The 22,400-nt window shown below is 61.9% G+C and carries 23 protein-coding genes; 10 read left to right on the forward strand and 13 right to left on the reverse strand.

Going from position 1 to position 22,400, the window contains the following annotated elements:
• Positions 1 to 72: 72 nt before the first annotated feature.
• The 6 genes from EP376_RS00270 to EP376_RS00295 are packed head-to-tail and all read left to right on the forward strand — an operon-like array spanning position 73 to position 4,509.
• On the forward strand, positions 73 to 651 hold the full coding sequence (locus EP376_RS00270; RefSeq protein ID WP_127653542.1) for a hypothetical protein: 579 nt from the start codon (positions 73 to 75) through the stop codon (positions 649 to 651).
• A complete protein-coding gene (locus EP376_RS00275; RefSeq protein WP_127653543.1) occupies positions 651 to 1,319 on the forward strand; it encodes an ABC transporter ATP-binding protein in 669 nt (222 codons plus the stop codon). The genes EP376_RS00270 and EP376_RS00275 overlap by 1 nt, the downstream gene beginning before the upstream one ends.
• The gene (locus EP376_RS00280; protein ID WP_127653544.1) at positions 1,316 to 2,485 is read left to right on the forward strand and encodes an ABC transporter permease; all 1,170 of its coding nucleotides are present in this window, start codon (positions 1,316 to 1,318) and stop codon (positions 2,483 to 2,485) included. The genes EP376_RS00275 and EP376_RS00280 overlap by 4 nt, the downstream gene beginning before the upstream one ends.
• Before the next feature lie 16 nt (positions 2,486 to 2,501).
• The gene (locus EP376_RS00285; RefSeq protein WP_127653545.1) at positions 2,502 to 3,272 is read left to right on the forward strand and encodes a DUF4198 domain-containing protein; all 771 of its coding nucleotides are present in this window, start codon (positions 2,502 to 2,504) and stop codon (positions 3,270 to 3,272) included.
• Positions 3,269 to 3,604 (forward strand): hypothetical protein, encoded by a 336-nt coding sequence (locus tag EP376_RS00290; RefSeq protein ID WP_127653546.1) that lies wholly within the window; start codon positions 3,269 to 3,271, stop codon positions 3,602 to 3,604. Before EP376_RS00285 ends, EP376_RS00290 begins: the two co-directional genes overlap by 4 nt.
• A 41-nt stretch (positions 3,605 to 3,645) precedes the next feature.
• Positions 3,646 to 4,509 (forward strand): metal ABC transporter substrate-binding protein, encoded by an 864-nt coding sequence (locus EP376_RS00295; RefSeq protein WP_127653547.1) that lies wholly within the window; start codon positions 3,646 to 3,648, stop codon positions 4,507 to 4,509.
• Between the two features lie 63 nt (positions 4,510 to 4,572).
• On the opposite strand, the gene EP376_RS00300 is transcribed toward EP376_RS00295, so the two are convergent.
• The 13 genes from EP376_RS00300 to EP376_RS00355 all read right to left on the reverse strand — a co-directional run bounded on the left by EP376_RS00300 (position 4,573) and on the right by EP376_RS00355 (position 16,710).
• Positions 4,573 to 4,965, reverse strand: coding sequence for a hypothetical protein (locus tag EP376_RS00300; protein ID WP_127653548.1), 393 nt, complete (start codon positions 4,963 to 4,965; stop codon positions 4,573 to 4,575).
• A 316-nt stretch (positions 4,966 to 5,281) separates the two neighbouring features.
• Positions 5,282 to 5,941, reverse strand: a complete 660-nt coding sequence (locus tag EP376_RS00305) for an alpha/beta fold hydrolase (protein ID WP_127654678.1) — start codon at positions 5,939 to 5,941, stop codon at positions 5,282 to 5,284.
• Positions 5,942 to 5,970: 29 nt separating this feature from the next.
• Positions 5,971 to 7,095: a cobalamin-independent methionine synthase II family protein gene (locus EP376_RS00310; protein ID WP_127653549.1), complete on the reverse strand. Its 1,125-nt coding sequence runs from the start codon at positions 7,093 to 7,095 to the stop codon at positions 5,971 to 5,973.
• Between the two features lie 79 nt (positions 7,096 to 7,174).
• Positions 7,175 to 8,140, reverse strand: a complete 966-nt coding sequence (locus tag EP376_RS00315) for a cupin domain-containing protein (RefSeq protein WP_127653550.1) — start codon at positions 8,138 to 8,140, stop codon at positions 7,175 to 7,177.
• A gap of 84 nt (positions 8,141 to 8,224) precedes the next feature.
• Positions 8,225 to 9,178 (reverse strand): ester cyclase, encoded by a 954-nt coding sequence (locus EP376_RS00320; RefSeq protein ID WP_127653551.1) that lies wholly within the window; start codon positions 9,176 to 9,178, stop codon positions 8,225 to 8,227.
• Positions 9,175 to 9,330: a hypothetical protein gene (locus EP376_RS22880; protein WP_164744827.1), complete on the reverse strand. Its 156-nt coding sequence runs from the start codon at positions 9,328 to 9,330 to the stop codon at positions 9,175 to 9,177. Before EP376_RS22880 ends, EP376_RS00320 begins: the two co-directional genes overlap by 4 nt.
• 2 nt (positions 9,331 to 9,332) lie before the next feature.
• Positions 9,333 to 10,349, reverse strand: a complete 1,017-nt coding sequence (locus EP376_RS00325) for a LacI family DNA-binding transcriptional regulator (RefSeq protein WP_127653552.1) — start codon at positions 10,347 to 10,349, stop codon at positions 9,333 to 9,335.
• 431 nt (positions 10,350 to 10,780) lie between these two features.
• On the reverse strand, positions 10,781 to 11,836 hold the full coding sequence (locus EP376_RS00335; RefSeq protein WP_127653553.1) for an ABC transporter ATP-binding protein: 1,056 nt from the start codon (positions 11,834 to 11,836) through the stop codon (positions 10,781 to 10,783).
• A gap of 13 nt (positions 11,837 to 11,849) precedes the next feature.
• Positions 11,850 to 12,731 carry a carbohydrate ABC transporter permease gene (locus EP376_RS00340; protein WP_127653554.1) on the reverse strand — a complete coding sequence of 294 codons (882 nt, stop codon included), beginning with the start codon at positions 12,729 to 12,731 and terminating at the stop codon, positions 11,850 to 11,852.
• A gap of 13 nt (positions 12,732 to 12,744) precedes the next feature.
• Entirely contained in the window at positions 12,745 to 13,773 is a 1,029-nt protein-coding gene (locus EP376_RS00345; RefSeq protein ID WP_127653555.1) for a carbohydrate ABC transporter permease, read from the reverse strand.
• A 3-nt stretch (positions 13,774 to 13,776) separates the two neighbouring features.
• A complete protein-coding gene (locus EP376_RS00350; RefSeq protein WP_127653556.1) occupies positions 13,777 to 15,180 on the reverse strand; it encodes an amidase in 1,404 nt (467 codons plus the stop codon).
• On the reverse strand, positions 15,177 to 15,326 hold the full coding sequence (locus EP376_RS22885; RefSeq protein WP_164744828.1) for a hypothetical protein: 150 nt from the start codon (positions 15,324 to 15,326) through the stop codon (positions 15,177 to 15,179). The genes EP376_RS00350 and EP376_RS22885 overlap by 4 nt, the downstream gene beginning before the upstream one ends.
• A gap of 148 nt (positions 15,327 to 15,474) precedes the next feature.
• On the reverse strand, positions 15,475 to 16,710 hold the full coding sequence (locus tag EP376_RS00355; protein WP_127653557.1) for an ABC transporter substrate-binding protein: 1,236 nt from the start codon (positions 16,708 to 16,710) through the stop codon (positions 15,475 to 15,477).
• A 558-nt stretch (positions 16,711 to 17,268) separates the two neighbouring features.
• On the opposite strand from EP376_RS00355, the gene EP376_RS00360 reads away from it, so the two are divergent.
• From EP376_RS00360 to EP376_RS00375, 4 genes are all read left to right on the forward strand, one after another.
• Positions 17,269 to 18,426, forward strand: a complete 1,158-nt coding sequence (locus tag EP376_RS00360; protein ID WP_127653558.1) for a nuclear transport factor 2 family protein — start codon at positions 17,269 to 17,271, stop codon at positions 18,424 to 18,426.
• A gap of 47 nt (positions 18,427 to 18,473) precedes the next feature.
• On the forward strand, positions 18,474 to 19,763 hold the full coding sequence (gene hisD, locus EP376_RS00365; RefSeq protein WP_127653559.1) for a histidinol dehydrogenase: 1,290 nt from the start codon (positions 18,474 to 18,476) through the stop codon (positions 19,761 to 19,763).
• A 74-nt stretch (positions 19,764 to 19,837) separates the two neighbouring features.
• On the forward strand, positions 19,838 to 20,851 hold the full coding sequence (locus tag EP376_RS00370; RefSeq protein WP_127653560.1) for a nuclear transport factor 2 family protein: 1,014 nt from the start codon (positions 19,838 to 19,840) through the stop codon (positions 20,849 to 20,851).
• A 236-nt stretch (positions 20,852 to 21,087) separates the two neighbouring features.
• Positions 21,088 to 22,329, forward strand: coding sequence for an AraC family transcriptional regulator (locus EP376_RS00375; protein ID WP_127653561.1), 1,242 nt, complete (start codon positions 21,088 to 21,090; stop codon positions 22,327 to 22,329).
• The last annotated feature ends 71 nt before the right edge of the window (positions 22,330 to 22,400 follow it).

The following is a 22,400-nucleotide window of genomic DNA, read 5'->3' on the forward strand; positions in this document are numbered from 1 at the left end:
GCATCGGCTTGCACTCTCCGGCGATCTCGAACAGGTTTCGTCCACCCTTGTGATTGAACCGGATCGTCCGACATGCCGCGCAGATTGATGATTGCTGTTGCCGCTTTGGCAGGCATCGCCGCGATTCTGGCAATCGTCATGCTTCCTGACCGGGAGCGGATCTCGGAGACCGAGGCGTTTACGGCGCCCGGGCTTGATCCCCTGACGATCGAGGATGCGCGGACGGAATTCTGGCGCCTAACCCCGGCATTACTGCTTGTCGTCTATGATGCCTTCGGAAAGACCGAAGAAGACGCGATCTATGACACGCTGGCCGACGTGACGCATGGTGAGGCGCTGGAATACCTCTACCTTGAACGGGTGGGCGCCATGGCCGGAGGCGGGCTCGAGGAGGCGGATCAGACGATCCACGAAATCAAGTTGTTGAACACGCGGGTGGAGCGCGCGGAAGACGGCCTGTTGATCGACGCGTCCTGGCAGGTGATCGGAACTGTCGGACATGCCGAGCATCTTCATGTGCGCGGCAATACCTACAGCGCCAATCTGGCGGTATCCCCCGTCGAGGGGGCCTGGCGGATCACGGATTTCGAATTAACTGACGTCAGCAGAGAAGAGGCGGGACAAACCTTCCTCGCACCGCAGACGAACTGATGGTCAGGATCGAAGAACTCACATTCGGCTATGGCGCGGGCGGCTTCCGACTCCGCGTTCCGGATTTCACGTTGCAGGACGGCGAGCGCGTGGCAATTGTCGGCCCCAGCGGCAGTGGGAAGACCACGCTTCTCAACCTGATCGCGGGCATTCTGACGCCCGATCAGGGGCGGATCGAGGTTGCTGGCACCGAAGTCTCGAACCTTGCCGATGCCGAGCGTCGGAAATTCAGGGCAAGCCGGATCGGCTTTGTCTTTCAGGATTTCGCCTTGCTCGATTATCTGCCCGCACGGCAGAACATCCTTTATCCCTATCGCATCACGCCGGCCCTGATCCTTGATGCCGAAGCGCGCGACAGGGCCGAGACCCTCGCCGTGGCCTGCGGGATCGGCGACAAGCTGGATCGTCACCCGTCCGAACTGAGCCAGGGGGAACAACAGCGCGTGGCGATCTGTCGGGCGCTGGTCACTAAGCCGAGGCTGATCCTGTCGGATGAGGCCACGGGCAATCTCGATCCCGATAGCAAGGCACGTATCCTCGACCTGCTTTTTGAACGCGCGGCCGATGCCGGCGCCTCTGTTCTGGCGGTGACACATGATCACGAACTGCTCCCGCGGTTCGGGCGCATCGTCGATTTCGCGCAGTTCCGCGAGGTGGATGCGGCATGAATGCGCTGTTCCTTGCCTTCGCCTACCTGCGCTATCACTGGGGCCGCAGCCTTGTGCTGGTTCTCGTCACTGCGCTGATCCTTTTCGTGCCGGTGGCGACACAGACCCTCCTGTCGACAAGCGAACGCGCGCTGGTGGCCCGGGGGGAGGCGACACCTCTTCTGTTGGGGAGCCGGGGGTCGCAGCTCGATCTGACGATGGCGGCGCTGTATTTTTCCGACGAACGGCCGGACCCGGTGGAAATGCGCGAGGTCGAGACCATCTGGAACAGCGGGCTTGGCATCCCGATCCCGGTTCACACGGCGTTTGCGTCGTCCGGGTTCCGGATCGTTGGCACCACGCTCGACTATTTCGATTTTCGCGATCTGACCATCGCGGACGGGCGTGGCCTGTCGGTTCTGGGCGATGCGGTGATCGGCGCGGACGTGGCCGAGGCGCTGGGCAAGGGTGTCGGAGACAGCCTCGTGTCCTCGCCGGAAAACCTGTTCGATCTTGACGGGGTCTACCCTCTCGAGATGCCGATCGTGGGCGTTCTGGAGCAGACGAACACCCCCGATGATCAGGCGGTTTTTGTTGATATCAAGACGGCCTGGGTGATCCAGGGCATCGGTCACGGGCATGAAGATGTCGTCACAGCCGCCGACATCGCGGCCGGAACCGACGCGCTCGCCAATGCGGCCGTCGTCCAGTACCAGCGGATCACGCCCGACAATATAGAAAGCTTTCATTTCCATGGAAGCCAGGACGATTTCCCGGCGTCGGCCGTCATCATCGTGCCGAATGACACGCGGTCTGCGACGATCCTCAAGGGCCGCTACCTCGATACCGAAGGTCCGTCCCAGTTGATTGAACCGGCGGGCGTGATCCGGGGCCTTGTGGACCGGATCTTCCGGATCAAGGCCCTTCTTGACGGGGTCACCGCGATCATCGCCATTGCCGCCTTTGCCGCGATCGGGCTTGCCGTTTTCCTGAGTTACCGCCTCCGCGCGCGCGAGATCGCGACGGCTGTCAAACTCGGCGCACGACGCGGCATGGTCCTGCGCCTCTTGGCGGCGGAGACAGTTACGCTATTGTTATTGTCGGGGGGTATCGCCGCTGTCGGCGCCGTCGTGACGGCCCGGAACGCGGAAGCCTGGGTTGGTTGGATGCTCGCCCTTGGTGCTTAATAGGACAGGAGGTCCCATGAAACGTCATTTCATCGTTGCGAGCCTTGCCGGATTGATCGGAGCTGCGCCCGCGCTGGCGCATTACGGTATGATCATCCCGAACGACCCGATGATAAGCCAGGAAGACGGACGAAGCGTTGCGTTGACCATGTCGTTTTCGCATCCCTTCGAGATGGACGGCATGATGCTGGATCGACCTGTGTCCTTCTCGGTCACCCATGAGGGAACGACGACGGATCTGCTTGGCGATCTGCAGGATGCGACGATCATGGACGATCAGGGCTATACGCTCGATTACCCGCTGGACCGCCCCGGCACATATGTCTTCGCGATGGAGCCGCAGCCTTATTGGGAACCTGCCGAGGACGCCTTCATCATCCATTATACAAAGACCTACGTGACGGCCTATGGCGATGACGACGGCTGGGACACCGAACTGGGCCTCAAGACCGAGATAGTCCCGCTTTCCAAGCCCTTCGGCCTTTGGGAACACAACGTCTTTCAGGGGATCGTCAAGATGGACGGCGAGCCCGTCCCCTATGCCGAGGTCGAGGTGGAATTCTTCAACGATGGCGCGGGCGCAACCGTTCCGGACGAGTTGATGATCACCCAGACCGTCAAGGCCGACCAGAACGGCGTGTTCACCTATGCGCCGCCGTCCGATGGCTGGTGGGGCTTTGCCGCGCTCAATACCGCCGATTACACGCTTCCGCAGGATGGCGAGGACAAGGCCGTCGAACTGGGCGCCGTGATCTGGGTGCATTTCGAAGACTGGACGGGCCAGTGATCCGAGCGTTCGCTCTTGCCGCTGTCGTGACCGCCGCTCCGATCGGGGCGGCGGCACACCAGCTGATCGTATTCGCGTCGGTGGATTGCGAAACGGTTTTGGTCGAGGCAAAATTCTCGAACGGAAACCCGGTCCAGCTGGCGGATGTGCGGGTGCTTGATGGCGACAACGTCCTTCAGACGACCCTCGATATCGGTGAAGACGGCACCGTGGAGATCCCGCTCGACAGCGTCGATCATTCCGGGGGCCTCGTGATCGAGGTCGATACCGGCAATCACGACAATTACTGGATCGTGACGCCCGAAGACATTGCGCGCAATTGCGGGAGCTGATCGTGGCACGGTTTCACAAGACTATTTTGGCCGGGTGCCTCATGTTGATGCCGCTTGGCGCCGCCGCGCAGGAAAGGCCGGTCGTCGTGACGGTCAATTATCCCCTGAAATTTTTGGCCGAGCAGCTGTTGGGCGATGCGGCGGAGGTTGTCTTTCCCGTGCCCGAAGATGTCGATCCGTCGTTCTGGCGACCGTCCATCTCGGACATCAGCATGATCCAGTCCGCCGACCTGATCCTTCTGAACGGCGCCGGTTTCGCGACATGGGTCGACCGCGTCTCGCTGCCCCGTGCGCGCATCGTCAACACGAGCGCCGCGATCGAAGGCAGTTTCATTGCGACCCAGAGCATCACACACAGCCATGGCGACGGGGGCGAGCATTCGCACGAAGGGACAGCCTCTTACCTGTGGCTCGACCCGACGCTGGCGGCTGCGCAGGCAGAGGCCATCGCCGGGGCGGTTGCCACACGGGGGCTGGCGCCCGCCGATGACGTCGAGGCCCGCCTCGAGAGTCTTCGCGCCGAACTGATGGAGCTTGACGCCGAGGCGCGCGACGCGCTCGCACCCGCGCAGGGGATCGCGATGATCGCGACCCACCCCCGCTATCAATATCTGGCGCGTGCCTACGGCCTCTCCGTCGCGTCGCTCGAATGGGACGCTGGCGCCATGCCCGGAGACGAAGATCTCGCCGATCTCGAGGCGCTGATCGAGGACACCGGGGCGCGTATCCTGATCTGGGAAAGCGAACCTCCTGCGGCAGCGATTGATGCGACCAATGCGCTCGGCGTCGAAAGCACGATCTTCAACCCGCTTTCGGGAGCCACGGCCGGAGCCTCCTTCTTCGAGGCATTCTCCGGCGCGGTGTCCGATCTCGCGGATGCGGCATCGCGCGTTCCGGGCAATTGAGCCGAGGATAGCCACTCGAGGGCATCGCGCAGCCCGGTCTTTGGCTGGTCGTGGATTTGCGGATTACCCCGCACCTTCCATGATCTCCAGATGGCTCAAACGGCCGCCGCTGCCGATGACGTGGACGCGAATGTAGACGGGTTCACCCCTGCGCAAATGGTCGAGAACCCAACCGCCGCTGGAGCGGAACCGGCATTTACCATCCATCCAGGCGCGGTTGCCGGGGTTCCCGAAGAGCGAGTCGCTTTCGTCACCGGGTTGGCGAATGCCGAAACGATGGTAGTTCGCCCGTTCCTGCCGCACGATTGCGCACGGATCACTCAGCCGCGCGCCAGAGGAATTGAAGTAGTCCGCCGGACCGATCCACGTCTGGTAGAATTCGACAATGTTCTGGGCTGAAGCAGGGCTCGCGGCGACGAGCGACATGGCGAGCAGAATGGCCTTCAGACGTCTCATGACATTCTCCCTAAACAGCATTTCAAAAATGATTTTCTAATAGCCCAGTTTGCCGTTTGGAGAGCCTTCTGACAATGATCTTGAACCCAGCTAGCGTGGCCCTTATGCGCCCGTGCGCCATGCCCGATAGCTGCGGCTGGCGCCGTCCCGTCTGCGCTTCCCCGTGGTCCGGGATGAGCAGGCTTAGCCGATCGTGTCGCCCGGCGGTTCGTTGATCAGCCTGTTGCCGCGCGGGGAACTGTCGAAACCGCGCCCCCAATCGCGCTGCAAAGGCCAACTCTGTAAACGAACATCGGACGCCGGAGACGTGGCGGTTTCATGAGGTCGGCTTCTCGAGCCAGCGTGACAGCGCGGCGTTGGTGGCGGCGGATTGTTCGAGTGTGGGCAGGTGGCCGGCGTGTTCCATGATTTCGAGCGTCGCGTTCGGAAGGAGATCACGCATCAGTTCGTGGCGCGACAGAGGGCAGAGCGTATCATTGCGTCCGCACAGCACCAGGGCGGGTCCTGAAAACGCGCGCAATGTATCGCATTGATCGGGGCGATCCCGCAAAGCGCGTGACTGACGGATGAACACATCCGGCCCAAGCGTCAGCGCCATATCCATGCAAAGGTCAAGGATCCCCGCTCGGTTCGGACCCGCAACAAGGTATCTCGGCTTCATTTCTGCGCGCATGACCTGTTCAAGCTGCCCGGCGCGTGCGCTTGCCATTTGTCGTGCGCGGTGCGCCTTGACGCCTTCGTCTTCGGCGAGCGGATTCGTGTCGAGAAGTGCCAGATGCGTAACCCGATCCGTGGATTGGCGCACCACCTCCATCGCCACGATACCCCCCATCGACAACCCGGCCAGAGCAAACCGCGGTGGCGCCGCCGCGAGCACGGCGGCGGCTAGGTCCGCGACGGTGTCAGCCGACGTAATGGGCAGGACCGATCCACCCAAGTCACGGACTTGCGGTGCAAAAAGCCGGTCATCACACATCATTCCGGGCAGATAGATCAGCGGCGACGTCACGAGATTTGCGCCGCACCCTGCACAAGAGCGGCGAGTTTGGCGTAGGCGATCTCAGGGTCGACCGCGCCGAAGCCCGCAAAGGTGCCAAAGCCGCAGTCCGACCCGGCTATGACGCGATCAGGGCCGACGATCTCGACGAAGCGGGCGATGCGCTGTGCCACCAGATCGGGGTGCTCGACAAAATTCGTCGTCGTATCGACGACGCCGGGCACGAGGATCTTGTCCTCGGGGATGTCGGACTTGCGATCGCGGAAAACGGCCCATTCATGGCCATGCCGCGGGTTGGAGGTTTCGAACAGGACGTAATTCGCGGCCGTCGCCATCAGCGTATCGAACATCTTTGACATCGGGATGTCGCAGATGTGCGGTCCTTCGTAGTTGCCCCAGCAGATATGCACCCGGACGCGCGCCGGATCGATCCCGTCGAGCGCGTGATTGAGAGCCTCCACATGGGACGCCGCGATCTTGAGGAACTCGGCATCGGACAGGTCGTTGAACAGCATATGCCGGGACAGGGCCAGGTCGGGGCAGTCGAGTTGCAGATCGAGCCCGCTGTCCACGATCGTCCGGTATTCGTCGCGCATCGCATCGGCCAGGGCGGCAAGATATTCATCGCGGGTCGCGTAGAAATCATTCTGTAGGAACAAGGAGATCACGCCCGGCGAGGCCGCGTTCATGAAACCGCGGTCGACACCGTGTTCGGCCATGGCCGCCTTGAGGTTGGCGATATCCTTCTCAAGCTCGCCCTGTCCCTTCGATTTCACGGCTCCGACGCACATGGGGCGCGCATATTGGGGGGTGCCGCCGCCATCTGCCAGACGCTTGAGAAAGCTGGGAAATTTCTTGAGATCGGCCGGGGCGTTGCGCGGGCTGTCGCCGTCAAAGCCGGTGTAGCGATCCTTGACATAGGTGGCGTAGCTGATCTTGGAGGTTTCGCCGTCGGAGACGATATCAATGCCGGCAGCCTTTTGCTTTGCAACAGTCTCCGACACCGCCTTGGTCATGGCCATGTCGAATGCGGCAGGCTCATACGCCTCGCCGCGTTCGCGGGCGAAGATGAAATCCACGACCTCTTGGCTGCGGGGCAGGGAGCCGACGTGTGTGGTTGCTATTTTCGACATGGTGAGCCTTTCGCTGCGGATAGTTTGGATCTTGGTCCGGAAGGGGGAGCCGACGGGATGTTCCCGCCGGCTGCGGATATCAGCCTTGCCAGGTCTTTCCTGCGGGATCACCTGTCGCCACCACGCGGTAAAGGCTTGCCTCGCCGGTCATCGAGGGAACGACGGAATGGGCAAGGTTTTCGGGCACGGACATGGTGTCGCCGGGGGCCAGCGTTGCGGCGCCACCGTCCCACGTCACCCTCCAATGGCCGCGCATGGGCATCAGCACAGTGGGAAAGCTTGCGCTGTTCCTGGCCTCCGTGGCGGAGCCGCGCGTGATGAAATCCACCTCGAACCCCGGCTTGTCACGCAAGACGCCGCGCTCTCCGATGACCTGCACGGGTTTGCGGTCAGCGAGGGCCACGAGGTCCCAATAGCGGGCGACATGATTGGGCAGCACCTCGGCGGTTGTCGGTTCCGGCCGCTTGGCCAGTTCCTCGGTGCTCATCAAGGGCATCGGGTTCACGCCCTCGGGCAATTTCTGCTGGCGCTTGGTGTCGTAAAGCTTGCCGTTTTCGCCAAGGATCAAACCGTGTTCCGCAGCATTTTCGATCACCTGAGGGGCCCACATGACCCCGCCGCCGGCATCGTCGCCGCCGAGGATCGCCATGATCATCCCGTAGTCGGTGCCGATATTTTCAAATCCGCGGAAAATGCCTGTGGGAATGTTGAAGATGTCGCCTTCTTCCAGCGTCACTTCGCCCGCGTCGCCCCAGCGTCCCCAGAAGAACCGCCATTTTCCGGAGAGGACGAAGAACGCCTCGGCCGTGTGGTGGTCATGCAAGGAGTTGGTCACGCGTGGCGGCTGGCCCGCGGCGCCGATGTTGAAGCCATGCGGGATGCTGATGTGCACGTGCTGGTCCGGAGATTCCGAAACGCCGCCGCCGATGATGGTGAAGTTTTCCTTCCGGTCGCTGCCCGGTGTGTGCGCGTCGATGAAGGCCGTCTTGCAGGGTTGCAGGTCGCCATAGCGAACGATGCGGGATTCCATGTCTTGTGGTGTCATTTCTTTACTTTCTGATAGTCCGAAATGCCGAGATTTCGGCACATTGCGCAAAGTGTTCTGGTCTCGCGTGCCCGTCCTTGCGCATCATTTTTCCCCGTGCATCAGGATCTGCTTCCAGATCGCGACATCGTCCCAGATGCTCCATTCCCGGCGCAGGCCATTGCGCCCGAATTCGGCATGCGTGAAACCCATGATGTGAACGGGGGCGCCGGTCGGTGGGCCGAACTTGCCGTGGCCCGTGTGGTGGCCGTCCAGCGACCACCGAACCGCGGCACGATCCGGTTCGCCCTTGTCGTCACGGCCGATCTTGTGCTGCACGACGAAGGTCGCATCGGGGAAGGCCGTGCGCAGCTGCATCCACTCTGCCTCAAGCGCGGGATAGCCCCAGCCTGTCACGCCGCCGGCATGATAATAGCCGACCGCCCGATCATACTCGCGCCGGATGACGGCGATGTCATAATCCATGATGCTGGTCAGGATCCCGGCGAGTCTGTCGCCAAGGGCATGGTCGTTCCCGGTGCCCAGATAGGGCCCGGGCCGGTCCTGATCCGGGGTGAAGGGACGGATCGGATCATCGCCTTCACGCTCCAGCATGGCGCGGGCCCAGGCTTCGGGGGTATGGCCGAGCTGTTGGACCATCGACGCGAAGTCGTAGCAGAGCCATTCATCCGTGATTACTTCGTTCTCGACAAAGCAATCGGCGATGCAGCGCACGGTGACCTGTCTGCCGGTTGGCGCGCCGAATACGCCGTGCCCGGTATGGGTTCCGGTGATGATCGACCGATGCGACGAGAGGTAGCCATCCTCTTCGTTGCCACACCAGATCACATCATCGCCGAGGATCTCGCGGTCCGGAAAAGCCGCTTGAGAGGCGAGCGTATCCTTGATCACTCCAGACGTGCCGAGGATCAGCCCCTGCGACGAACGCATGATCGTGTCCGGCCCATAGGATCGGCGGAGGCTGTCGATTTGTCGCCCCTCCCAGATCTCGTAGGTCACGCCGAGGATATAGTCAGGCAGGTCCTTGAAACGGCTCATTTTCTTCTTCCATTACGTGCCATCTGCTTCCAGATCGCGATGTCGTCGTTACGTCGAATGTCCCGACGCAGCCCCCATCCGCGCCGCTCCGCGGGGCTGATGCCGATGGTGTCATCCGGCAGGGCGCGGCGATTGGGGATGATGGGGCGCAAGGTCATGTCTCCGCGACTGCCCGCGTCGTGCCGCGCACGATCAGTTCGCCATCGATGACGATCCGTTCGGGCGGAATGTCGTTGTTTTCGATGCGCGCCATCATGCTGCTGACGGTGCGCTCCACCATGCGGTTGATCGGCTGGCGATAGCTGGTCAGGTCATAGGCAGGCCATGCGGCGATGGACACGTCATCGAATCCGACGATGCCCACGTCACCCGGAATGGAAAGGCCGAGCTTGTAGCGCAGGGCATCCATGACCGCAAAAGCCATGTGATCGTTCGCGACGAAGGCCGCTTCGGGCCTGTCGGGGCCGGCAAACATCTCAAGGGCGGCGGTCCGGGATAGGGCGTATTCAAACCCGCCGACCTCACGCGCGACGAGGGCCGTTCCGGCCTCGTCCAGTGCATTGAGGAATCCCGCTTCGCGCTGGCGCTGGGTCGAGGCTCCTTCGAAACCTGCAACATACCCGATCCGCCTGTAGCCACAGCCCAGCAAGTGCTGCGCCGCGACCTGACCGCCGCGGTAGTTGTCGGTTACGACCGAGCACAGGCGATCGGCTTCCTGCTCGCGGTTGAAGAGCACGACGGGAATGCCGTGATCGGCGCAGCGCTGCGCCAGCTGGGAAGACATCGAAACCGAGGCAAGGATGATACCATCGACCTGATAATCGATGACTTCCTTCATCACGTCCTCGATGTCACCGATTGTCGGCGTCGCCATGAAAACAAGCGCGTGGTAGTTCTGTTCCTGCAGTGCCACAGACAAGCGCTGGATCGCATCGGGATAGAACTGGTTGTCGAAGTAGGCGACGACGATACCGATGATCCGGCTGCGGCCTGTGATCATGGCCCGTGCGACACGATTGGGGCGATAGCCGAGCTCTGCCGCCGCCCGCAGCACTTTTTCCCGGGTCTGGCGGCTGGCGCTTGCGCCGGGGGTAAAGACGCGGCTGACGGCCGATTGACTGACACCGGCGCGCGCCGCGACCTGTTTGGATGTGACCTGTGTATTGTGCATCAGCTGGCCGTCCACCCGCCGCAAAGGCGCATGTTCGGGCCTGCCACCGCACAGCCCGGACCGATCCCGCACGAGGCGCGGGCAACGCGCGCGCGTTTGGTGTCGAGGCGACAGGACGGAGTGTGTGGCAGGTCTATCGACATTTCTTTCGGCGGCCATTCATTCTGGAACGCTCTACCTGCCTGAAAGGTCCCGGATAGAGCCTTGTGCGGTTATTCTGCGGCGTCCTCTGCGACGCCTTTCAACAGGCAAGGACGTGACCCGTATTCACCGTCCATCGTGGCAGCCTCCGTGTCTGGCGCCGCTGTTCTGGCTAAACATCAACTGGAAATCGGAGTGGGAACGATCATCTGTCGGGCAGGAGTGTGCGCTCGGCCCATCCCCTGTCCGCAGGATGACGTCCCGGGTCGCATCGGCTTGTTCCTGCGGGGTCATCCGTGTGCAATCCGCTCGCCAGAGGCCGTATCGAAAAGGTGGCAGATCGATGCCGGAACAGCGGCATTCACCACCGCCCCGATATCGGCGCGGTATTCCTTGTGGGTCTTGATCGAGACCAGCGATCCGGCCAGACGCCATGTGATCATTGACGCCTCACCCAGCAGTTCGATCGAATAGACAGGCGAGGAAATCTGGGCGGGGCCTTCGACGATTTCGGCGTCTTCGGCACGAAAACCCAGCGTGACATTGCCCGACACCGCCAACGGCAGGCCCTCGACCCGGATCCCTTCGGCTTCGAAGACGCCGTTCTCGAGCGTGCCTTGGACAAGGTTCATGGCTGGTGAGCCGATGAAGCTGGCGACAAAGACATTGGCCGGGTTGTCATAGATGTCCGTGGGGGTGCCGACCTGCTGGATCTTGCCGGCGTTCATGACAACCACGCGATCGGCAAGGGTCATCGCCTCGATCTGGTCGTGGGTCACATAGACCGTCGTGATCTTGAGCTTGGATTGCAGGTTCTTGATCTGCGCGCGGGTCGACACCCGCAACTTGGCATCAAGGTTGGACAGCGGTTCATCCATCAGGAAGATGTTCGGGCGCCGGACAATCGCCCGGCCAAGTGCCACCCGCTGACGTTGGCCGCCAGAGAGTTCGGCGGGGCGGCGATGTATGTAATCCTCAAGCTCGGTCATCCGGACGGCTTCCATCACCATCTCGTCGTGCTTTTCCTTGGGGATCTTGCGCACGCGCAGCGGGAAGCGGATGTTCTCGTAGACCGAGAGGTTCGGGTAAAGACCGTAGGACTGGAACACCATCGAGATATCGCGGTCTTTCGGGTCCATGTCGTTGACGACGGTGTCGTCGAACAGGATCTCCCCTTCGGTCACGTCCTCGAGCCCTGCAATCATCCGCATGGTCGTGGATTTGCCGCAGCCCGAGGGCCCGAGCAGGACCAAAAATTCCTGATCGGCGATATCGAGGTCGAAATTGTCGACACCCACAAAGCTGCCCCAGCGCTTGTTGACGTTCTTGAGTCGCAGTCTGGCCAAGAGGTAGCCTCCTTTATCCTTTGACGGCCCCGGCGGTCAGACCCGAGACGATCTGGCGCTGGAAGAAGAGAATGAGAACGAAGAGCGGAATGATCGCCGAGACAACGGCGGCAACGGCATACATGACCTTGCCCTCTTCCTGGGTCGAGCCGAGGAACGCGTTGATCTGCGGGATCATCGTCTGGTTTTCCTGAGACAGCAGCATCGACGTCACCGTGAAGTCGTTATAGGCCAGCAGGAAACTGAACAGCCCGGTGGTGATGACGCCCGGCCACATCACGGGGATGATGGCGAGGCGAAACGCCTGAAAACGAGTGCATCCGTCCACCATTGCGGCCTCGTCCAGATCCTTCGGGATCGACAGGAAGAAGCTGTGCAACATCCACAGGGTGAACGGCTGGTTGATCGCCACGAGAACGATGATGGTCGTCGGCAGATAGCCCCAGATATTGAGCTGGAAGAACGGCAGCAGATATCCCGATACCAGCGTCACATGCGGCATGGCGCGGAACACCAATGCCGCCATGAGCAGCCAGAACGTGTATTTGAACCCGGAGCGGGCCAGCGCATAGCCGCCCAGCGTCCCCAGTGTCAAAGAGATGATGACGACGAAGACGGTGACGATCGCCGTGTTGATGACGGCCTTCCAGAACTCCTGCTCGATCCATGCGCCTTCATAGCCGGCGAGCGTGAAAGGGCTGCCGTGCTGGCGCTCGGTCACGGGGCCTGTGATGGCGTTGAACCAGTTGGCGCGGCTGAAGAAATCACCCTCGACCTTGAAGCTGCCCCACATCGTCCAGAGGAACGGGAAGGCGGCAAGGAACAGCCAGATCAGAACGACCGAGATCGTGATGACCTTTATCGGCAGTGGCTTTGTTTCGGCTGGATTGGACATCTTGCCGCCTCCCTCAAGTCTTGCGGTTGAATTCGCGCCAGTTCTGGCGAAGGACGGGCAGCAACAGGATGATGACGCCGATGATGGTCAGCATGGATGTGGCGGCCGCCGAACCGAACAGCGGGGATTCAGCTGCGCGCAGGTCGTTGTAGATCAGGTAGCTGAGCGATGTCGCGCTGGCCGCTGCCGAAAACCCGATGATGGGTTCGAAGACGCGGAAGTTGTCCATCAACTGCATCAGCGCGATGAAGGTCGCCAGCGGCATCAGGTAGGGGATCGTGACGAACCGAATGCGTTCCCAACGGTTTGCCCCGTCCACCATCGCGCTTTCCATCGTGTCGCGGGGAACGGTCTGAAGGCCCGCGTAGAAGACGACAAAGGCGAAGGGGGCGGAATGCCAGACGCCATAGACGAACAGCGTAATCCACGTGAGGGTCGGCGACGCCTTGAGAGACAGGGACGGATCGCCGAAGATCGACTGCAAGGCAGCCCCGATGATCCCACGACTGTCGATCATCCAGAATAGCACCAGCGAGCCGACAAGCGGGGTCACAAGCATCGGGATGAGCGAGAAGAAGATCACCGGCCCCTTGAGCATCGCAGGGACCGCGTTCACGGCGACAGCGATGATGAAGCCGAGGATGATGACCAGCGGCGTCACGATGAAGGTATAGGACAGCGTGAAGATCAGGGCCTTGTAGAAGGGCAGGTTCATGATCCGGTTGCGGATCTCCGAAAAGTTCTCGGAGGTCGCAAAGATCTCGGCGATTTCGTCCGTCGCAAGGTGGCTTGCGTTGGTATAGGTGCCAAGGCCGTTGAACTGGCCTGCGGGTTGTTCGGCGCGCAAGGCGGCCATTGCCGCCGCATCGACGCTGACTTCCTCGGTGCAGCCGAAGGGTCCGCAAGTCTCGCCCACGACGAGGACTTGCTCATGTTCGACATAAAGCGACTGGAACCCGACCGACACGATTGGCAGGGCGATGAACAGCAGCATCGCCACAAGCGACGGCCATATGAAGGACAGGAAGGTCTTGTGTGGCATGGCTCAGGTCATCTCCTCGGAGGTGGCGATCGGGCTGCCCTCTCTAGCAAAGGGGGCACGCAGGGTCATCGCAAATGCATCCGGCGCGCCGTGATTGGTCGACATTTCGAAAGCTTCGCCAATGCGCAGCAGCGTCGCCTCTTCATTCGGGCGGCCGACAATCTGCAGGCCAAGGGGCAAGCCGTCGGAAAATCCCATGGGCACTGACAGGGCGGGATGACCCGTCATGTTGAAGGGCAGGGTGCACATCGGCGTCCATTTCGCCGACCCGCCGGCGAAATCCGCAAATGCGGGGGCCGTCGTCAGGGTCGTCGGCATGACAATGGCATCGACGTCTTGCAGGGCCGCATCGACCTTTGTGCCGAGACGCGTTGCCGCGTGGCGCGCGTTGGCGACATCCTGTTCGGTGAGCACCGCGCCCGCGGCCATGGATTGATAGGGCATGCGCCCCATCCTGCCGCCATCGCCCGAAAGGTGTTCGCGATGCGTCTCGAGCCCTTCGGCGTGGATCAGCACGGCCGCAGCGGCAATCATCAGGTCAAGATCGGGCAAATCCAGCGGGGTCAGGGTCGCACCGCACAGGCTCAGGCTTGCGGCCGCATCATCCGTGTATCCCGTGATTGCCGGCAGGTCGTCGGAGAGGCACCAGTTGCGGGCGATGCCGATCCGCAGCCCTTGCAAGGACAAGGAGGGCTCTGGCATGGGCCGCTGGGCTATTTCGGCATGCAGCAGTCGCGCCTCATGCACCGTGCGGGCCATGGCCCCGGGCGTATCAAGGCTGGGTGCAAGCGGCAGCACGCCCTCCTTGGGCAGCGCGTCTTTGGTGGGCTTGAGGCCGACGATCCCACAATAGGCGGACGGGCTGCGCACGGAGCCACCGGTATCCGAGCCCAGTGCGATACGCACCATGCCCGCGGCAATCGCGGCCGCGCATCCGGACGACGACCCGCCGGTGATGTGATCAAGGTTCCACGGATTGCGTGGCTGGGGATAAAGGCCGTCTTCGCCGGGGCCCACAATGGCAAGCTCGTAGGTGGCAACCAGCCCCAGCAGAACGGCACCTGCCTCGCGCAGACGGCCGACTGTCGTCGCGTCGCCGGGCGCGAGCCTGTCCGCGTAGAGCCGCGATCCATAGCGCACGGGCCAACCTGCAACGTCGAAGATGTCCTTGATCGCGACGGGAATCCCGTGAAGCGGGCCACGGTCGAGACCTGCGGAAAGTTCCTGATCGGCCCTGCGCGCCGCGGCGCGCGTTGCATCGGAATCCAGATGCACGAAGGCGCCGATTGCGTCGTTGCGTTCGTCGATCCGGGCCAGATGCGCGGCGGCAAGCTGTTCGGCGGTGAGCGATCCGTCGCGCAGCGCCTGACCCGCTTCGGTCACTGAAAGATCGGCCGGAGACGTCATTCCTTGGTCTCTTCGAGCCAGGCCGACACGCGGTCCGCAGACTGAACCAGAAACGCCGCCGTCTGCTCGATGGCATCACGATCGGCGCGCTGGGTCGGGGTGATGCCCTTTGTGGCAAGGGCTACGACAAGCGGATTGCGGTTCATCGCCCTCTCCTTCGCTGTTCAGGTCCGGCCGATAGGTCAGAATGGTCCGCCAGACACATGCTGTTCGGAACAATCAAACCCCTCGGGAAGTCATGGATGGTGGTATCGGGGGGCCGTGGAACCGGCCCCCCTTCTTTCGCACAAATGCTTAGCGAATGAAGCCGGCTTCCGTTGCCGCCGTCGTATAGGCGGCCTCGATGTCGGCCATGGCCTGCTCGGCCGATTCACTGCCCTGAAGGTATTCGGACAGGTTGTCGCCCAGTGCGGTGTGCAGCAGACCCATGTAGGGCAGCATCGGATAGGGGCGCGCACCCTTGGTCAGGCCGTCGATGACGCCGGTGGCGGCGCGTGTCGGCTCGTAACCGTCGATCAGCCAGACAGCCAGGTCCTGGTTCTCGGCCATCATCTCGGGGGAAATGCCATTCATCATCGCGATGAAAGACGCCTCGGCGTCCTCGTCGGAAATGTTCTTGGCGATGGTGAAACCATCCCACCACAGAGCGGCAGTCGGCGTCGTTCCGTCACCGATCGCGGGGGATGCCGCGAATGCGGTTGCTGCCGCGATCTCGGGGGCCGGGCTGTCGTCTGCGATATATGCGCTGGCCCGCGATCCCCAGTTGACGGCGAGGACGACTTCGTCCGCTTCCCAGATCGGCGTTTGGGCGTTGGCATCAAACGTCGTCCAGTCGTTGCTCATGTATTCGGTCATGCGCTTCATGGTTTCAAGAACCGCCATGCCGTCTTCGTTGTTGATCGCCAGCTCTGCGGTTCCGGGGACGAAGAAATCGTTGCCTGTCCCGAGGTAGGTGTTCACGAATTCCGCGGCCAGGTTCCAGCCTGGCATGTAGCTGGAGGAAATCGGCGTCTCGTAGCCGGCTGCCCTCAGTTGCTCGGCAGCGGCAAACATTTCTTCATAGGTGGAGGGCACGTCGATGCCGTTTTCGGCAAGGACATCCTCGCGATAGAACAGGTGCTGCGAGTTCGCCATGAAGGCAATCGCCATGATCTTTCCGTCGACGCGGATCAGCTGGGAATCCTGAAGCTGCTGGCCGTGCTCGGCGACAAGCTCATCAAGCGGGCGGATCAGGTCGTCGTTCATCAGCGGCACGATCGAGTTCGTGGCGACGACGGCAACGGTGTAGGTCGCGGGATCAATCGAAAGCGCGGGTACCTGGATGTTCTTGTGCTCTTCGGTCTGGTTGCGCGTGACTTCCACCGTGTCGCTGGCGCATTTCGATGCCCAGTCGGCAACTGCATGCAGGGCCGCGAAATCGTTGGACAGGATGCGGACGGACCCGGACTCGATTCCGCAGTCGGCATGGGCTGCGGTGCTCGCAAGCAGAAGCGCAGAGGCCGCACTCGCGAATTTCAGATTGGATGTCATGTGATGAAGCTCTCCTTGGGCTTTTCGATGCGCCGGTCACGCGGCCACCTGCTTTTGTCTGACGTGCGACAGATCGATGCCAGCGCACGAGATCGAGCGTAGTAACTGTTGCATGCGTTTGCAATAAATTTCTAGGTGTGCGGCTGTGGCCCGCCGCGAAGCTTATCATGCGCCTAACGATTCATGATGCAATACAGAGAGTTGGTCGCGATCGCTGCATCCAATGAGGCCATGGAACGCTTTGGTTGTGGATTGCATACCCTTCTGAACCGGTCCCAAGGTTCAGTGGGGTAGGCGTCGGGCAGGATTGACGCTCGAATCGCATGTATATCGCCGTGAAAGCCCTGAACTGAAGGCTTTGTCTGTACACCGCCAATCGGTGGTATCGGCTTCAGTCACGTCTCGGAGGCTCCCTGTCGGAGTCAATCTACACAGGCTCCGACAGGTTGCGCGATGCCATGGCTGCGCCCGAAATGGCGCCCTCAAGATCTCTATTGCATTCGCATGCAAATTCTGCGCTGTTGATGTGAAGCTTGAAACAACCACGCGGAGATCACCATGGCGACCAACGGCAAACAGGGCCAGGCAGAGGGCGAAAAAACCCATGCGCCCGTGCTCCAATCAGAGCGCCGGGACTTCGTCGATATGGTGCCCACCGACAGAGAGCGCGTTCAGCCGATGCGAGGGTTCGATCCGATCTATACGGATATCGTTGATTACATCGTGCGCTGCACGCACCGCATCTGGGATGAACGCGATGTCGGGTTGATCTACACCCATTACACCCACAATTGCGTGGTCTACGGGGCGACAGGCACAGTCTACAGTCGTGAAGACGTGGTGCATGACACGATCGGCCGGATGTTCATGTTGCCTGAGCGACGTGGCATGGCCACCCATGTCATCTGGAACGGGAACGAGGATGACGGGTTCTACACCTCGCATCTGGTGACCGGGGCAGGGCGACACACCCAGAAGGGAATCTACGGCAAACCCACGGGCCGCAGCTTCGTTGCCCGGACCATCGCCGACTGCATGATCTACGAGAACATGATCTACCGCGAATGGCTGGTCGTCGACTCGATGGCGCAGGTGAAGCAGATCGGGCTTGACCCGCAGGCCTATGCCGAAAACCTTGCGCGCCCCTATTTCGAGAAAGGCTTGCTGGCGGTTGATATGGGTGAGAACCGGCGCATGATCGGGCAATACCCGCCGGAAAGCGAGTGCGACACGTCCATTGCCAATACACCTTTGGAAGAAGAGGTGCTGCGCTGGCTGCATGAAATGCACAATCGGCGCATGTTCGGCAAAGTCCGCGACGTCTATGCGCCAACGGTCCAGTATCATGGCCCCTTGATGAAGGAACTCTACGGACACGGGGCCGTGACGCATCAGATCGTGGGTCTCTATGCGACCGTGCCAGACGGCTTCTACATGCCGCAGCACATCTGTTCGACGCCCTGCGAAGAGGGCGGAACCAAAGTCGCGGTGCGCTGGATCATCGAGGGGCATCATCTTGGGTGGGGCATCTTCGAGGAACTGGGCGCGCCCACCGGAAAACGGCTGCAAATCATGGGGATGAGCCATTTCCACATCAAGGACGGCAAGGTCGTCGATGAGTGGACGAACATCGACGAGATGTCACTGCTGATGCAGATCAAGCTGGCGCAGATGGCCGACAAGGGCAGCGCGGTTCTCGGGGACGAGGCGGACTAGACGCCCTTGGCGCGTCACCTGATATCTACAAAGAAGGACCCTTCCCTGTGACCAACCCTGCCCAACCATTCCCCGGCATCACTCACCGTCGCGCCCCCAAGAGGGATGCACTGAGCGACGCGAATGACGTCTCCGAAACCGTAGCCGGCGTCCTGAAGGCCGTGCAGACCCGGGGGGATGCCGCTGTGCGCGAATTCGCCGCCAGGTTCGACAAGTCCGAACTCGACGTCTTCGAGGTGTCGATGGCCGACCGCGAGGCAGCTGTCGCCAACCTTGACCCGCAGACACGCGCGGACACCGAGTTCGCAATCGGCAACGTGCGCGCCTTTGCCGAGGCCCAGCGGGCCACGATGCTGCCGCTCGACGTCGAAATCATACCGGGTGTGCATCTGGGGCATCGGATCATCCCGCTGGAGCGGGTCGGATGTTATGTTCCCGGCGGGCGTTATCCGTTGCTTTCCGCACCGATCATGACGATCGTTCCGGCCAAGGTCGCGGGCGTGCAAGAGGTCGTTGCCTGCCTGCCGCCCAATGCCCACGAGGCCATGGTTGCAGGCTGTCACCTGTCCGGCGCCGACCGGATTTTCCGCATTGGCGGGGCGCAGGCGATTGCCGCCATGGCCTTTGGCACAGAAACCGTCCCGAAGGTCGACAAGATCGTCGGTCCGGGAAATGCTTTTGTAAACGAGGCAAAGCGACAGGTATTCGGCCCGATCGGGATCGACCAACTCGCCGGACCGTCCGAGATCTATACGGTGGCCGACAGCAGCGGCGACGCCGAAATGCTCGCCACCGATCTGCTGGCGCAGGCCGAACATGACGTGCGCACCCGCGTCGGGCTGATCACCACCGACCCCGCGCTCGCCGACGCGGTGATCGCCGAGGTCGAGCGCCAGTTGCAGGAGATCGAGACGGCCGAGACGGCCGGCATCGCCTGGGAAGACTATGGCGAGGTCGCCGTGGCGGAGGATGAGGCCGCGATGCTGGCCTATTCCGACTTCATCGCGCCGGAGCATCTGCAGGTGCATACGGTCGATCCGCAGGCCACGGCAAAAAAGCTGCGCCACTACGGGTCGCTGTTCATCGGTGAACTGGCCAGCGTCGTCTATTCCGACAAATGCTGCGGGACCAACCACACCCTGCCGACCATGGCTGCGGGTCGCTATACCGGTGGGCTGTGGGTCGGGGCCTATGTTAAGGTTGCGACGCATCAATGGATGGAGCCCCACGGTGTGCAGGCCGTTGCCCCGCCCGCCGTACGCCAGAGCCGCAGCGAAGGGCTCGATGGTCATCGCCGGGCGGCCCAATTGCGCCTCGACCGGCTGCAGGCCTCATAGTCAGGTCTGCGTGCGCTGACCGGTGCGAATGCGCTCTGGTTGGCAGGGATGAAACTGAACCGGAAGACGAGTCCATGTTCCAGAAAGAAAAGGCCGTCGTGCGCGGGCTTTACGCCGCCATGAAGGGGGCGGGGCCCGACACCATAGCAGAGAGCCTGGCGGCCCACACGTCACCCGATTGGCACTGGCGCGGGGTGCATCCCTTCTATGAGCGCCGTGGCCCCGCAGATGTGGCGCGCGCGTTCTGGACACCCTTGTTGACGGCGCTGACTTCGGCACAAAGGCGTGAAGACGTCTTCTTTGCGGGCCGGAATACCGTCGGTGACGGTGTCTGGGTTGTGTCGATGGGGCACCTGATGGGCCTCTTTGACGCGCCGTGGCTGGGGATACGGCCAACCCGCAAGATTGCGATGCTGCGCTATTGCGAGTTCAACCGCGTCGCGGACGGAAAGATCATCGAGACCATGCTCCATGTCGATATTCCGCACCTGATGGCGCAAGCGGGTCAGAACCCTTTTCCGCCCCAGACCGCAGCGCAACTGGTCCACGCGGGGCCGATGACGCATGACGGGCTCTTGCTTGACGAACAGCCGGCAGAGCAGGGTGCCGCGACCCTTGCCTTGATAAATGCGATGATTGGCGATCTGGGCACCTGGCAGAGCAAGCTGCCACTAGAAGAGGAGCTGGCGCGCACGTGGCATGATGACATGCTCTGGTGGGGACCGACTGGGATCGGGGCCACCTATACGATCGAACGCTATGCGAAACAGCATTCCGGCCCGTTCCGCGCGGCCTTCTATGACCGCTCCGGGACGGGTCATGTCGCTCGTCTGGCCGAGGGGCATTACGGCGGCTTTTTCGGATGGCCGAACTTCCGCGCGAAACAGCGCGGCGGGTTCATGGGCATGCCCGGCAACGACAAGGACTGCGCATTCCATGTGATCGACATCTACCGCCGTGACGGCGACAAGCTGGCCGAGAATTGGGTGTTCATCGATCTGTTGTTCTGGTTCATGCAGCAGGGCGACGACGTCCTGTCGAGGATGGCCGGGATCGCAGGCACGGATTACACGTCGCCCGACGCTTAGGCATCAGCGCTCAACGTGCAGAACAGGGTCCGAGGGTGTCCGTCCCATCATGACGCCCTAGTGGTTCGTATGCGCGTGACACGCACCCTTGTGCTGTCACGCCCCCCTCTCCGACGGATGATGATCCCGGACATCACGCAAGAGTATCTCGGCCGTGGTTGTCGGTGGGGCCTGCGGATGCTGAACAACCCGCGTCATTGTGATGAAGACCGATCCGCAAGCCGATCAAGGGTCAGGTGATCAGAACGCCGGTTCCGAGCGGTTCGAAACCCGGGCCGCTCTGCTGTCTTCACGAACGCTTCAATGCGGACTTTTCGTCATCTGCATCAAACGACAGCATTGACGGCCAAACCTGGCACTGCAGCCGGCGTCGGAACTACATTTTGGCGCGTTGGGCAAGTGCTCTGGCACAGAGTGCATTTGGTTTGACGAATTCGGTGCCCTACCTTCGAGGAGCGGAGGGAATTATGCGTCGATCATCCGGTCAACCGACGGTGCATGTGGGAAAGGTCTGGCGGCTTATGCTGGCCGATCTCGGTTTGAATACGACCTCTGTCCTGCGCCGTGCGGGCTTGCCGAGCGGTCTGTTGGACGGTGAGGGGACCCGCATCCCGCTGGATCAGTTCTACGCCCTTTGGGAGAGCTTCGACATCGAGGCGTGCTCTCCGACGCTTGGTTTGAAGCTTGGGCAGATCGAGGCGAGTGAGTTCTTCGACCCCGCCTTCTTCGCGGCGATGTGCGCGCCCAACATGACGGTGGCCGGGCAACGGCTTGGTGAATTCAAACGTCTGGTCGGCGCGTTCAGCCTTGATGTTGCCGTGCAGGCCGATGCCACGCGGTTTGAATATCGATGCAAGTATCGCCCTGATCTGCCGCTTGTGATGGCCGCGACGGAAATCGTCTTTCTGGTAAACCTCATGCGGCGCGCGACACGCCACCTGGTGATCCCGCAGGCCGTCGTGCTGCCGGCGCCGCTGGAGGAGAAGGCAGCGTTCGAAGACTGGTTCGGATGTCCGGTTGAAACCGGTGGCAGCGCGTCTTTCACCCTCAGCCCGGTCGATGCCACGAGACCTTTCCTGACGCACGATAATCAGATGTGGCTGGCCTTCGAGCCCGATCTGCGCCGCCGCATGGATGACGCCCGCGACGACCTCAGCACGCGCGCGCGAGTGGAAAACACGCTTCTGGAATTGCTGCCCAGCGGGCGGACGCAAATCGATGACGTGGCGCGCGAACTGGCGCTCAGCAGACGGTCGCTGCAGCGGCGCTTGGCGGAGGAAGGGACATCTTGGAAGGACGTTCTGAATTCTGCGCGCGAACAACTGGCGCTGCATTATCTCGCGAATACCGCCCTTGGTGCGTCCGAGGTCAGTTTCCTGCTTGGGTTCGAAGACCCCAATTCGTTCTTCCGGGCATTTCGGCGCTGGACGGATGCGACCCCCGAGGCCTGGCGCGAGGCGCAGCGCCCCGGTGTTTGATCTGGCGCGTTGCGCAAGCGTTATGGCGCGTCCTGCGAGTGACCAGGAGAGCAGGAGCAACCATGTTGAGA

This window comes from Alexandriicola marinus (assembly GCF_004000435.1).
GTDB classification, from domain to species: domain Bacteria; phylum Pseudomonadota; class Alphaproteobacteria; order Rhodobacterales; family Rhodobacteraceae; genus Alexandriicola; species Alexandriicola marinus.